Source organism: Rhodococcus sp. 05-340-2 (genome assembly GCF_002258915.1).
GTDB lineage: Bacteria > Actinomycetota > Actinomycetes > Mycobacteriales > Mycobacteriaceae > Rhodococcoides.
In genome coordinates, this window is the sequence record NZ_NOYU01000010.1 from 412,817 (window position 1) to 424,742 (window position 11,926).

Sequence of the window (11,926 nt, forward strand, 5' to 3'; positions counted from 1 at the left end):
CGAGCGGCAGGCGAATCCCAGGCAGCTACCCGGCCCCCGAGCCCCCGACCTGTCCGGTCGGGACCTGAAATCAGGTATGGCTCGGGGGCCGTTCGCGTGCAGTGGGTGGTGAGAGAGAGTCAGCCGATGTAGCGAGTCAGGCGCGCGGACAACCGCGGTGCCAGTGGGCCGTCGGCGACGACGCGTTCTTCGACGTACGCGAGATCCCCGCCTTCGACGATGCCGTAGAGCCGCTTGGCCCCGCCGACCAACGCACCCGATGTGCTGCGGATGACGACATCGGTGGCCAGTTCCCAGGACGACTTGGTGAGTGCATGGCCGTAATACAGTTCGACGACGCCGGTGCTGTGTGTCAGCAATAGCTCGACGACCTCTTCGTCCTCGGAACCCTTGAGCCCGTTGCCACCGCTCATGCGCCAGAATCCGGTTTCGCGGAGATCGGGGTGTGCGAAGTTACCGTCGGAATCGAGTCGCCACGAACGTGATTCCCAGCTCAGGTAGCTACCGCCGTCGTGGGTGACGACGATCTGCTGACCGAAGGGGTAGTCGGTACCGGACTCGGGGTCGTGGCCTTCGCCTTCACCGCGCCACACGCCGACGAGCGGCAACAGAGCGAGCATCGACGGGTGCAGATCGGGGCCGAGGCGGAGGTTGGCCGTGTCGTCGGGATGCGGGATGTCCGGCAGGACCGGAACGTTCCGCGTCGACGCGTCGGCGAACTTCTGCTCGGCAGCCGCTATTGCTTCGTCGCCACTGGTGACGGGGGTGTCGAGCCCCTCGTCAGCACTGCCGGGTCGACCCGCAACCGGTTCTGTCACGATTCGTCGTTGACCAGTCGGTAGACGACATACAGCGAGAACGCGATGATGGCTACTGCCGCAAGCGCCAGCAATACCTCGAAGAAGATGACCACGAGTGCGAGTTTAACCCGCTGCGATCGTCGTCGAGAACAGCGGCCCGAATCCGGGCTGTGTCTTTGGTGACATGTAACCGAATTCAGGGCTGGGGGTGCGCTGGATCACTCTTCTTCGTGGGAAAATCCCGTCGAGCAGGTACCTTCTTCGGGGGGCGTCGGGCGCTCGAGGGTGAATTTCCGACGTTGTTCACTGTGTTCTGTCACGAAGGCTGGGGAGGTCTCCGCAATAATGCTGCGTCGTAAACGGGCTCTGACATCGTCGTTCGGATCCGTGTTGTTCAGGTCCGGGGTGGTCACTCTGGCGTTGGCGCTCGCCGCTCCCGCAGCTGCGCTCGCCGCTCCGGACTCGGGATCGGCGGACTCGGGATCCTCCGACTCGGGGTCGTCGGACTTCGGGTCTTCGCAGGGCCCGAACATCGACCCCAACAACTACGCGCAGGACTGCCCCGATGTGCTGGTGCTGGCGGTGTCCGGTGCCACCGACTCGGCGTCGGACCGAAATCCTCTGGCCGAGCAGGCGTCCACGGTCGCGTCGAACTGGGTCGGGAACGTGACGGTCCCGGTCGGTGAGGCGAATGCCGACAGCCCGGGTACCGTCGGCTGGCTCTACGTCCCGTACGCCTCGACGTACGGCTTCGACGTTCTGGACAACGTGCCGACCTACCACGAGTCGATCGTGGAAGGTGTCGCAACGACCAATCGTCTGATGGACGAGTACAAGGTCAAATGTGGAGACCGAACCAAGTTCGTACTCCTCGGATACAGCGTCGGCGGCGAGGTACTCGATCGTTTGTCCACCGAGATCGGCGCGCGTGACTCGAGTGCCCTGGTGAACGGCGACGACATCGCGGGCGTGATCATGGTCGGTTCGCCCTACCGCCCGGCCGGTGTGCCGAATTTCGGTGACGAGCCGGGTGAATCGCTCGGTGGCTTCATGGACCGGTCACCGCGGGATTACGGAACGCTGACCGACAAGGTCACCTGGTCGTGCCGACCGTGGGATCTGGCGTGCGACGCTCCGGACGACATCGAACTTCTGCAGCTCGCCCTCGAGGTCATCTCGCAGATGCGGCTGACCGTCCTGAACCCGGTACAGACCGTGTCCGACTTCGCGCGCGCAGTGACGACCATTGCTTCGCGCGCGATCGTCGATATCGCCACCGACAAATCATGGTTCACCTCCGACGAGACTCTGCTGCAGGTCTTGGTGAGGGTGGCGGATGTGGATTACACCGTCGCTGATCAGCAGGCGGTGGACGCATTGACACCGGAGCAGCTCCTCGCCGATCTCAACTGGGCGATGGGGCCCGGTGCCGAGACCGTGGAAGCCAAGCTCCGTGCCGAGGCCACCGGGTTCGAGGAGAACAACAAGGGCATCGCCGATGTCGTACTCGGGCCCTACCTGGCGCTCGGCTTCCTGCAGCACCTGTCGTACTGGTACAACGACCCCAACGACGGGTACGAGTGGGAGAGCGAGAAGATGGTCGCTTGGATAACCGACCTCGCACGCACCGAACGCGACAAGAAGAACGCGACCGGGCCACAGACGTCGACGCCGGAAACCCCCGCCCCCGAGACCGAGACCGCACCGGAACCTCGCCTGCTGCCGGAGCCCGGAACGGTCACTCGGGTCAGCGATCTCGGAGCGTTCCTCGAGTCGCAGGGCATTCCGGTACCGGAAGGGATGTTCCCGCCGCAATATTCGACGGTTCCCGACCCCGGCGCCTCGGTGCCCGTCCCGAACTAGCAGCCTCCACCGAACCGAAAGAACCCCGCACCTGCGAGCAGGTGCGGGGTTCTTGTCTCGTTCGATGCGAGCGGGTCGGATCAGACTCCGACGGTGACGTTCGCCGAGTGCACGCCTGCGCCCTCGGGAGCGATGACGGTGTCGCCGTTGCCCGATGCCGACAGTGCGCGCAGCGTCCACTGTCCGGGAGCGGCGAAGAACCGGAAATCACCGGTGCCCGACGCGACGACCTCTGCGGTGAATTCGCCGCTGCCGTCGAGCAGACGCACGAAAGCCCCTGCTACCGGCTCACCGTCGCCGGCGAGGACACGGCCGGTGATGACCGTTTCCTTCTCGACGTCGACGCCTGCGGGGATGGTCTGGCCTTGTACGGGTGCTCCACACATATCAGTGAACCTCCAGCTCGATGGGTGCTCCGACGAGAGAGCCGTATTCGACCCAGCTGCCGTCGTAGTTCTTGACGTCTTCCTTGCCCAGAAGCTCCTTGAGGACGAACCAGGTGTGGCTCGAACGCTCACCGATGCGGCAGTAGGCGATGGTGGCCTTGCTGTCGTCGTAGCCCTTGGTCTTGTACAGCTCTTCGAGCGCTTCGTCGGACTTGAACGTGCCGTCCTCGTTGGCGGTGGTGCTCCACGGGATGTTGATCGCGGACGGCACGTGGCCACGCTGCTGAGCCTGCTCCTGCGGCAGGTGAGCGGGGGCGAGAATCTTGCCCGAGAACTCGTCGGGCGAACGGACGTCGATCAGGTTCTTGTTGCCGATGGCGTCGATGACCTCGTCGCGGAACGCGCGGATCGACAGGTCGGGTGCCTCGGCGCGGTACTGCGTGGTCTCACGGCTGACGACGTCCTTGGACAGCGCGCGGCCGTCGAGTTCCCACTTCTTGCGGCCACCGTCGATGAGCTTGACGTCCTTGTGTCCGTACAGCTTGAAGTACCAGTAGGCGTAGGCAGCGAACCAGTTGTTGTTCCCGCCGTACAGGACGATGGTGTCGTCGTTGCTGATGCCCTTGGCCGACAACAGGTCCGAGAACTGTTCCTGATTGAGGAAGTCGCGGCGAACCGCGTCCTGCAGGTCCTTGCGCCAGTCGAGCTTGACCGCACCTTCGATGTGTCCGCCGTCGTAGGCGCTTGCGTCTTCGTCGACCTCGACGAAGACGGTCTTCGGTGCGTTCAGGTTCTGCTCGGCCCAGTCGGCAGAGACCAGGACGTCGGAGCGAGCCATGGTGTTCCTTTCGGTCTTTCTTTACGGATCGGTGAGGGTCAAGCAGTGGTGCGCAGTCGCGCGGCGAGGGGGTAGACCATGCAGCCGAGGCAGACCGCGAACGCGGCATTGAGGAAGGCCGCGAACAACGCGAAGCCTGCCGCCACGGTGCCGACGACCGGAGCGCCGAGCGCGAAGCCGACAACTCCTACGGCGGCGAACACGAAGCCCACCAGTTGAGCGAATTTCAACGGTGCCACCGGCTCACGTTCGCTGGTGGGGGAGAGGCGCGGTGCGACGAATGTCGCGTAGATCGTGCCGTACGGACTGCGCTTGGGTCCGCGGACGGCTCCGATTCCGAAGACGATCGCCTGTAGCCCGAGCAGGATTGCCGCCGCGGGGACAGAGAACGTGGTCAAGAGGAGAACGACGACCAGAACGGCGGTGGTGATCCACGCTGCGAAGCGCGGACCACGAACGTCCACCTGGTCGATCGTGGCAGTGGGGGTGGTGGTCCGGGTGTCGGGTGTCGACATCGAGAGGTACTCCTGTGCGAGGCCGGGGCACGCCGCATCGGCAGTGCTCGGACGTGGATTTCGATCATCGGGCCGTACATCACGCATGGGCGTGGCGGCAGAAGGAAATCAGCAGCAGCGACAGCAACAACCGCCCAGTCGGCACAGATCAACTGTGCGACGACTGGTGAGCATCAGCTCGCGGCGGGAGAACACGAAGAGCATCGTACCCTCTACCAGCGGCGCGTCCTACCGCCGGTCCGAAGAGGCGAGGTCACAGAGCGTCGAGCGCCGACCGTAGCGCCGCCGCGGACGGCACACCCGCGATTCTGGAGCGCCGTTGCAATCGGGTGTCGAGGACAAAAGTCGTGGGCAGTGACAGCACGCCCAGTTCGCGGGCGAGGATCGGATGGGCGTCGATGTCGAGTTCGAGCTCCCGGGCATCGCTTCGATCGTTCAATACCTGCTGGACGACGCGTCGCACGGCCGCACACGGTCCGCACCAGTCCGCCGAGAAGTGCAGGACGGTCGCGACGTCGGTCGTGGCACCCGCGTCGAGCAGGAGCGGGTGCAGAGCGTCGGTCTCGGAGTCGGTGTTCCGTACGGCCCGCACGGCACCGGATCGGCTGCGGAGGAACAATCCGGTAGCGACGGCAAGGATCGCCACGACGACAAGAACTGTGATCCCTGTCACGGCTTTTCGATCTCGTTGAGGTCGATGGTCACGTTCTCGCCCGACCCCTCGATGACGATCTGCGAGCCCTCCGCGTAGACGTCCGTCGGCAGGAGTCCGAAGGGCAGGCTCTGACGCTCGATGGTCCTGGTGAACAGACCGAGCACCGTGGGCTTGGCGAAATCGGGAATCGTGAAGTCCGCTTGGCCCTCCGGGCCGAAATAGAAGTCCGACGCGACGATGGCGACGCCGTCCCCTTCGAGCAACAGGTCGGCCTGGACGCTCACGGTCGTTTCGAGGGGGCCGACCGGAACCGTTCCGGTCAGCACGACGCCCCCGGTCGTGGTCTTGCCCGACCCACCGGAACCGCCGGTACCGTCCGACTTGTCGGCCGGCGGAGCAGAAACCTGCAGGTCGACGATGCCGAGGAACCGGCCGAGGTCCGTCGCCTCGATACGGACGCGGCCGTCGAGTTCGTCCACCGGGATCGCCCGAACGTTGTTGTCGATCAGGTCGGACAGCTCGATGTGCACGCCGCGAAGATTGGCCTCGATCGTCGTCGAGCCGACGTACTCGGTCGGCACGTCCTGGGCTCGAATCTCGATGTTCTGGTAGCGGCCGTCCGCCGCCTGGGTGAGGAACGGGAAGCCGTGCACGATCACCTGAGGGTCGGAGGTGAGCTCGCCGCCGGCACGGATCGCGCGGGAGACTCGGTACTCCGAGTAGGCCGCAGCGCCGAAATCCACCACGAGCGCGAGGGCCAGCAGGCTGGCGAGTCCGATGAGAAGTGTGCGCACCGGTCCATTGTGACCGACGGATCGCGTACTGCCCTCTTCGGCCGGTTGTACGGACAAGCTAGTCTGTGTCCTTGACGATCACTCGAATCCAGCCTGGGCTGGACCGGCCAGCAGTAAGAATGGAGACGCAGTGGAGCTCCTACTACTGACCTCCGATCCCAATCCGGAGGGCGTTCTGCCGTCCCTTGCTCTCCTGGCGCATCACGTACGCCCGGTACCCACCGAGGTGTCCTCGCTTCTCGAAGCCGGTTCGGCAGACATCGCACTGGTCGACGCCCGCACCGACCTGGCTGCTGCCCGTGGTCTGTGTCGCCTGTTGGGAAGTACCGGCTCGGCCATCCCGGTCGTCGCGGTGCTCACCGAGGGCGGGCTCGTCGCGGTGAATTCCGATTGGGGCCTCGACGACATCCTGCTCCCCGGTACCGGCCCCGCCGAGCTCGACGCGCGACTGCGGTTGCTGGTCGGCCGCAGTGGGGGAGTTGCCAGCCCGGAGACCTCGGGCAAGATCACGCTCGGCGAACTGGTCATCGACGAGGGCACCTACACCGCGCGGCTGCGAGGTCGTCCACTCGATCTGACCTACAAGGAATTCGAGCTGCTGAAGTATCTGGCTCAGCATGCGGGCCGCGTCTTCACTCGCGCCCAGCTCCTCCAGGAAGTCTGGGGCTACGACTTCTTCGGTGGAACGCGCACCGTCGACGTCCATGTTCGACGCCTACGCGCCAAGCTCGGTACCGAATACGAGTCGCTCATCGGGACGGTGCGCAACGTGGGCTACAAGGCTGTTCGGCCGGCGCGCAACGCCAAGGGCGGACCGGTGGCCTCGGACGCTGCCGGTGGGGATTCCGACGATGCGGATTTCGAGTTCGAGCAAGAGAGTACTCTCTCGTAGATGAGTTCGGATCCTGCGTTCGACGTCCAATCGACCGACGGCGGCGCACCGTCTTCCCGTGTGTCCTACGAGATTCATCAAATCCTCTCCCGTGCAACGGAAGTCGACGGTACCGCGCCTTTGTCGGAGCAGGCCGTGAAGGCCGTCGACGACGGTGACGAGGTCGTTCGTCTCGTGGCGACCGAGGGTGATCGTGTCGTGGGCTACGTCGGAATCGCCGACGGGATGGCCGAGGCAGTCGTCGATCCTTCGGCCCGCGGTCGCGGCGTCGGACGTGAATTGGTTTCTCGCGCACTCGATATCGGCTCCGAAACTCGAATCTGGGCGCACGGCAACCTGCCGGCTGCGCAGGCCGTCGCGGCGCGCCTCGGGTTGCAGGTGGTTCGCGAGTTGCTGCAGATGCGTCGCGCGTCCGCGCATCCCGAGCTTCCGGATGTCGTTGTGCCGGAAGGTGTTTCACTTCGAACGTACCGTGGGCATCAGGACGATGCCGAGCTGCTGCGGGTCAACAATGCGGCCTTCTCCTGGCACCCCGAACAGGGTGGCTGGACCGATCGCGACATCGACGCGCGCCGCGACGAATCGTGGTTCGATCCGGCAGGTCTGTTCCTGGCCTTCGAGGAGGGCAGCGACCGCCTCCTCGGTTTTCACTGGACGAAGGTCCACCCGGCCGAGGGTTCGGAACCGGCCATCGGCGAGGTGTACGTGGTCGGGATCGACCCGCAGTCGCAGGGGCGTGGTCTGGGTCGAGTGCTCACGCTGGCCGGCCTGCACTACCTGCGCGGTAGAGAACTGGGCCAGATCATGCTCTACGTCGAGGCCGACAACACCGCTGCCGTGCACACGTACACCAAGCTGGGTTTCGAGAATTACCACGTGGACGCCGCATACGCGCGCAGCAGCTGAACGGACATATCGGCCAGGGTGTTCATCTTCCGTTCACCCGCGCGGGGGTAAACGTCTACCACCTGCCCTTACCTTTCTCCATGGGTGGCAACCAACGCCGCCTGGTGCGAGGTTCTCTCGAGGAGCCGGCACCCACACAGTCACAGCGCGGCCGATCAGGTCCGAGCCGTGGACACGGCCTACAGATTCCCCGGAGGAAACAGGTGAACCTCAAGCGCAACGGTGCTCTCATGAGTGCAGTGGCCATCAGTGCCATGTTGCTGACCGCATGCGGTAGCGACGCGAACGTCGCCACCACGGACGGCGCATCCGAATCCTCGGCTACCTGCGAGGGCAAGTCTCCGCTGACCGGCGAAGGCTCTTCTGCGCAGCAGAACGCTATGTCCAACTTCACCTCGATCTACTCCGGCGTGTGCGCCGGCAAGGCCGTCGAGTACACCACCAGCGGCTCGGGCAACGGCCGCACGCAGTTCGTCGCCGGACTGGTCGACTTCGCAGGGTCCGACTCCGCGATCAAGGACGAGCAGGCAACCGAGGCAGCCACCCGCTGCGCCAGCAACCCGGCATGGAACCTGCCGCTGGTCTTCGGCCCGGTCGCAGTGGCCTACAACCTCGACGGCGTCGACAGCGTTGCGCTGAATCCGGACGTCATCGCGCGCATGTTCACCGGCCAGATCACCACCTGGAACGATCCCGCCATCGCCGCACTCAACGAGGGCGTCGAACTGCCGTCCACCGCGGTCACCCCGGTCTACCGGTCCGATTCCTCGGGCACCAGCGACAATTTCCAGCGCTTCCTGGCCGCTTCGGCTCCCGAGGCGTGGACCCTGGACCACAGCTCCGACTGGGCAGGCGGCGTCGGCGAAGGTGCCAACGGATCCTCGGGCGTCGCCCAGGCCGTGGCAGCTACTCCCGGCTCGGTCACCTACGTCGAGAAGGGCTTCGCCGACCAGGAGAACCTGGGCACGGCTGCAGTCGACTTCGGCAACGGACCGGTCGAGCTCACCACCGAGTCGGCTGCCGCAGCGATCGACGCGGCAACGTTCTCCGGTGAGGGCAACGACCTCGTCATCGACATCGATGCGCTGTACGCCAGCAACGAAGCCGAGACGTACCCGCTGGTTCTCGCAACCTACGAGATCGTCTGCTCGGCCGGCTACGACCCCGAGACCTCGGCAGCAGTCAAGTCGTTCCTGCTCAGCGCAGCCAACGAAGGTCAGCAGGGCCTCGAGGAAGCCGGCTACGTGCCGCTCCCCGAGTCCTTCAAGGAACGTCTGACCACCGCCATCGAAGCAATCGCCTGATTAGATGAGACGTGATCCTGCTTCGGCTCGTGGTGACGCGAGCCGAAGCAGGACCGTCCTCGACCTCCACACGAGACAGTGAGCGGTATGAGCGACACCCACTCGATGACCGGCGTCCCCTCCGCGGCTACCGTGCCCTCCGCGGGTTCCGCGCACAAACCGGAAGAACCACAATTGTCAGACAAGAAAAAATCGGGGACCGTGACACGTCCCGGTGACCGGATCTTCTCCGGCCTCGCCACGGGCTCGGGGATCTTCATCATCGCCCTGATCGCCGCCGTGGGTATCTTCCTGGTCTGGCGTGCCATTCCCTCGCTGTCGAACAACACGGTCAACTTCCTGACCTACAACGGTGCCTGGGACACGTCCAACACCTCGGCCATGGCGTTCGGTGTTCTCGATCTGTTCCTGGTCACCGTCACGGTGTCTCTGTTCGCGCTCGTCCTCGCGATGCCTGTTGCACTCGGCATCGCCATCTACCTGACGAATTACGCTCCCAAGCGAGTAGCGGGACCGCTCGGTTACGTCATCGACCTGCTGGCCGCGGTCCCATCGATCGTCTTCGGTCTCTGGGGCCTGTACGTCCTCGCGCCCGCCATCAGCCCATTCGCGGAATGGCTGAACTCGTCCTTGAGCTGGTTCCCGCTCTTCAGCACCGGCTCGGTCTCCATCGCCGGCGGCGGCACCATCTTCACCGGCGGCATCGTGCTCGCGGTCATGATCCTGCCGATCATCGCCGCAGTCACCCGCGAGGTCTTCATGCAGACGCCGAAGGGGCAGATCGAAGCAGCTCTCGCCCTCGGAGCCACCCGCTGGGAGGTCGTGCGCACCACGGTCATTCCGTTCGGCAAGTCCGGTTACGTCAGTGGCTCCATGCTCGGTCTCGGTCGCGCACTCGGTGAGACCATCGCGCTGTACATCATCATCCGCAGCACTCAGGCAACCTTCGGCGGAACGCTGTTCGACGGCGGTTCCACGTTTGCGACGAAGATCGCGCTGGCCGCGGGCGAATTCAACAACCCGCTCCAAGCCGGCGCCTACATCGCTGCAGGTCTGGTGCTCTTCATCCTCACCTTCGTCGTCAACGCCGGTGCCCGCGCCGCCATCGCCGGAAAGAAGGACTGACCCATGACCGCAACGATGGACAAGCCCGTCAAGGAACCCACGTTCCAGGGCGTCAGCGCTCGGCGTAAGGCGTCCAACCTCTCGGCGACGATCCTCGTGAGCCTCTCGGTTCTCGTCGCACTCGTGCCTCTCGTCTGGGTGCTGTACACGGTGGTCTCCCGCGGCCTGTCGGCAGTGGTCTCTCCCACCTGGTGGCAGAACTCGCAAGCAGGCGTCACCCAGTTCATCGCAGGTGGCGGTGCGTACCACGCCATCGTCGGAACGCTCCTGCAAGGACTGTTCTGCGCCGTCATCTCCATCCCGATCGGCATCTTCGTCGCCATCTACCTCGTCGAGTACGGGGTAGGCACGCGACTGGCCCGAGTCACCACGTTCATGGTCGACATCCTCACCGGTGTGCCGTCCATCGTCGCGGCCCTGTTCATCTACGCGCTGTGGATCGCCACCTTCGGATTCCAGCGATCCGGTGTGGCCGTCGCATTCGCTCTCGTTCTCCTGATGATCCCCGTGATCGTGCGCTCGGCCGAGGAAATGCTGCGCATCGTTCCCCAGGATCTGCGCGAGGCGTCCTACGCACTCGGTGTGCCGAAGTGGAAGACCATCGCCAAGATCGTCATCCCCACGGCCCTGTCCGGCATCGTCACCGGAATCATGCTCGCCCTGGCCCGCGTGATGGGTGAGACGGCACCGGTGCTGATCCTGGTGGGATCGGCCACCGCCATCAACTTCAACATCTTCTCCGGGCCGCAGACGTCTCTGCCGCTCATGATGGTCGACCTGCAGAAAGCAGGAACCGGCGTGCTCACCGCTGAGCGCATGTGGGGAGCAGCCCTGACGCTGATCCTGATCGTCGCAATACTCAACATCGGCGCGAAGTTGGTCTCGAAGTTCTTCTCGCCCAAGAACTTCTGACCCACCCGACTCCAGCGAATTCTAAGGAACGAAGAACATGGCAAAGCGTCTCGATCTCAAAGACGTCAACATCTACTACGGCAAGTTCCATGCCGTCTCCGACGTCACTCTGGCCGTCCCGCCGCGCAGTGTCACCGCGTTCATCGGACCGTCCGGCTGCGGTAAGTCGACCGTCCTGCGTTCCCTCAACCGCATGCACGAGGTCACCCCCGGCGCGCGCGTCGAAGGTTCGGTGCTGCTCGACGGCGAGGACATCTACGGCAACGGCGTCGACCCCGTGGGTGTGCGTCGCACCATCGGCATGGTCTTCCAGCGCCCCAACCCGTTCCCGACGATGTCGATCCGGGACAACGTCGTCGCCGGCCTGAAATTGCAGGGCGGCCGCGGCAAGAAGGAGCTCGACGAGATCGCCGAGCGCTCGCTCAAGGGTGCCAACCTCTGGAACGAGGTCAAGGACCGCCTCGACAAGCCCGGTGGCGGCCTCTCCGGCGGACAGCAGCAGCGTCTGTGCATCGCTCGCGCGATCGCCGTCTCGCCCGACGTGCTGCTGATGGACGAGCCGTGCTCGGCCCTCGACCCCATCTCCACTCTCGCCATCGAGGACCTGATCCAGGAACTCAAGCAGGACTTCACGATCGTGATCGTCACGCACAACATGCAGCAGGCCGCACGTGTGAGCGATCAGACCGGCTTCTTCAACCTCGAGGCCACCGGCAAGCCCGGCAAGCTCATCGAGATCGACGACACCGAGAAGATCTTCTCCAATCCGACGCAGAAGGCCACCGAGGACTACATCTCCGGTCGCTTCGGATAACCACATACCGCGAAGAGAACCCCCGCCGAGCGAAAGCTCGACGGGGGTTCTTCTCGTTGTGCGCTTGCCCTGATTCGGTCGTCGAGTAGCGCTGCTGGGCAGCGCTACTCGACGAAGAGCGG

13 protein-coding genes are annotated in these 11,926 nt (G+C 64.6%); 7 read left to right on the forward strand and 6 right to left on the reverse strand.

Annotated elements, in window-relative coordinates; translation table 11 throughout:
- Positions 1-119: 119 nt before the first annotated feature.
- The gene (locus CH271_RS06185) at positions 120-740 is read right to left on the reverse strand and encodes an FABP family protein (protein WP_170945745.1); all 621 of its coding nucleotides are present in this window, start codon (positions 738-740) and stop codon (positions 120-122) included.
- Between the two features lie 405 nt (positions 741-1,145).
- Between CH271_RS06185 and CH271_RS06190 the strand changes: the two genes are divergently transcribed.
- Positions 1,146-2,663 carry a cutinase family protein gene (locus CH271_RS06190; protein WP_094633020.1) on the forward strand — a complete coding sequence of 506 codons (1,518 nt, stop codon included), beginning with the start codon at positions 1,146-1,148 and terminating at the stop codon, positions 2,661-2,663.
- Positions 2,664-2,743: 80 nt separating this feature from the next.
- Here the strand turns inward: CH271_RS06190 and CH271_RS06195 are convergent, their stop codons facing one another.
- The 5 genes from CH271_RS06195 to CH271_RS06215 all read right to left on the reverse strand — a co-directional run bounded on the left by CH271_RS06195 (position 2,744) and on the right by CH271_RS06215 (position 5,851).
- Positions 2,744-3,049, reverse strand: a complete 306-nt coding sequence (locus tag CH271_RS06195; RefSeq protein WP_037194601.1) for a DUF1416 domain-containing protein — start codon at positions 3,047-3,049, stop codon at positions 2,744-2,746.
- Between the two features lies 1 nt (position 3,050).
- Complete coding sequence (locus tag CH271_RS06200; RefSeq protein ID WP_037194603.1) at positions 3,051-3,887, reverse strand: sulfurtransferase; 837 nt, start codon at positions 3,885-3,887, stop codon at positions 3,051-3,053.
- A gap of 38 nt (positions 3,888-3,925) precedes the next feature.
- The gene (locus CH271_RS06205) at positions 3,926-4,402 is read right to left on the reverse strand and encodes a DUF4395 domain-containing protein (RefSeq protein WP_094633021.1); all 477 of its coding nucleotides are present in this window, start codon (positions 4,400-4,402) and stop codon (positions 3,926-3,928) included.
- Positions 4,403-4,655: 253 nt separating this feature from the next.
- On the reverse strand, positions 4,656-5,075 hold the full coding sequence (locus tag CH271_RS06210) for a thioredoxin family protein (protein ID WP_037194605.1): 420 nt from the start codon (positions 5,073-5,075) through the stop codon (positions 4,656-4,658).
- Entirely contained in the window at positions 5,072-5,851 is a 780-nt protein-coding gene (locus tag CH271_RS06215; protein ID WP_037194774.1) for an LmeA family phospholipid-binding protein, read from the reverse strand. Before CH271_RS06215 ends, CH271_RS06210 begins: the two co-directional genes overlap by 4 nt.
- Before the next feature lie 130 nt (positions 5,852-5,981).
- Between CH271_RS06215 and CH271_RS06220 the strand changes: the two genes are divergently transcribed.
- The 6 genes from CH271_RS06220 (at position 5,982) to pstB (ending at position 11,804) form a co-directional block, all read left to right on the forward strand.
- The gene (locus CH271_RS06220; protein ID WP_037194609.1) at positions 5,982-6,743 is read left to right on the forward strand and encodes a winged helix-turn-helix transcriptional regulator; all 762 of its coding nucleotides are present in this window, start codon (positions 5,982-5,984) and stop codon (positions 6,741-6,743) included.
- Positions 6,744-7,649, forward strand: a complete 906-nt coding sequence (gene mshD, locus CH271_RS06225) for a mycothiol synthase (RefSeq protein WP_094633022.1) — start codon at positions 6,744-6,746, stop codon at positions 7,647-7,649. It abuts the gene before it with no gap.
- Between the two features lie 203 nt (positions 7,650-7,852).
- Positions 7,853-8,953, forward strand: a complete 1,101-nt coding sequence (pstS, locus tag CH271_RS06230; protein WP_037194613.1) for a phosphate ABC transporter substrate-binding protein PstS — start codon at positions 7,853-7,855, stop codon at positions 8,951-8,953.
- A gap of 87 nt (positions 8,954-9,040) precedes the next feature.
- Entirely contained in the window at positions 9,041-10,078 is a 1,038-nt protein-coding gene (pstC, locus tag CH271_RS06235; RefSeq protein ID WP_094633023.1) for a phosphate ABC transporter permease subunit PstC, read from the forward strand.
- Positions 10,079-10,081: 3 nt separating this feature from the next.
- The gene (gene pstA / locus CH271_RS06240; protein ID WP_037194616.1) at positions 10,082-10,990 is read left to right on the forward strand and encodes a phosphate ABC transporter permease PstA; all 909 of its coding nucleotides are present in this window, start codon (positions 10,082-10,084) and stop codon (positions 10,988-10,990) included.
- A gap of 37 nt (positions 10,991-11,027) precedes the next feature.
- A complete protein-coding gene (pstB, locus tag CH271_RS06245; protein ID WP_037194618.1) occupies positions 11,028-11,804 on the forward strand; it encodes a phosphate ABC transporter ATP-binding protein PstB in 777 nt (258 codons plus the stop codon).
- Positions 11,805-11,926 lie beyond the last annotated feature (122 nt).

Coding starts and splice junctions, on each gene's coding strand:
- CH271_RS06190 (WP_094633020.1), top strand. CDS start 1,146: ATGCTGCGTCGTAAACGGGCTCTGACATCGTCGTTCGGATCCGTGTTG.
- CH271_RS06195 (WP_037194601.1), bottom strand. CDS start 3,049: ATGTGTGGAGCACCCGTACAAGGCCAGACCATCCCCGCAGGCGTCGAC.
- CH271_RS06200 (WP_037194603.1), bottom strand. CDS start 3,887: ATGGCTCGCTCCGACGTCCTGGTCTCTGCCGACTGGGCCGAGCAGAAC.
- CH271_RS06205 (WP_094633021.1), bottom strand. CDS start 4,402: ATGTCGACACCCGACACCCGGACCACCACCCCCACTGCCACGATCGAC.
- mshD (WP_094633022.1), top strand. CDS start 6,744: ATGAGTTCGGATCCTGCGTTCGACGTCCAATCGACCGACGGCGGCGCA.
- pstC (WP_094633023.1), top strand. CDS start 9,041: ATGAGCGACACCCACTCGATGACCGGCGTCCCCTCCGCGGCTACCGTG.
- pstA (WP_037194616.1), top strand. CDS start 10,082: ATGACCGCAACGATGGACAAGCCCGTCAAGGAACCCACGTTCCAGGGC.
- pstB (WP_037194618.1), top strand. CDS start 11,028: ATGGCAAAGCGTCTCGATCTCAAAGACGTCAACATCTACTACGGCAAG.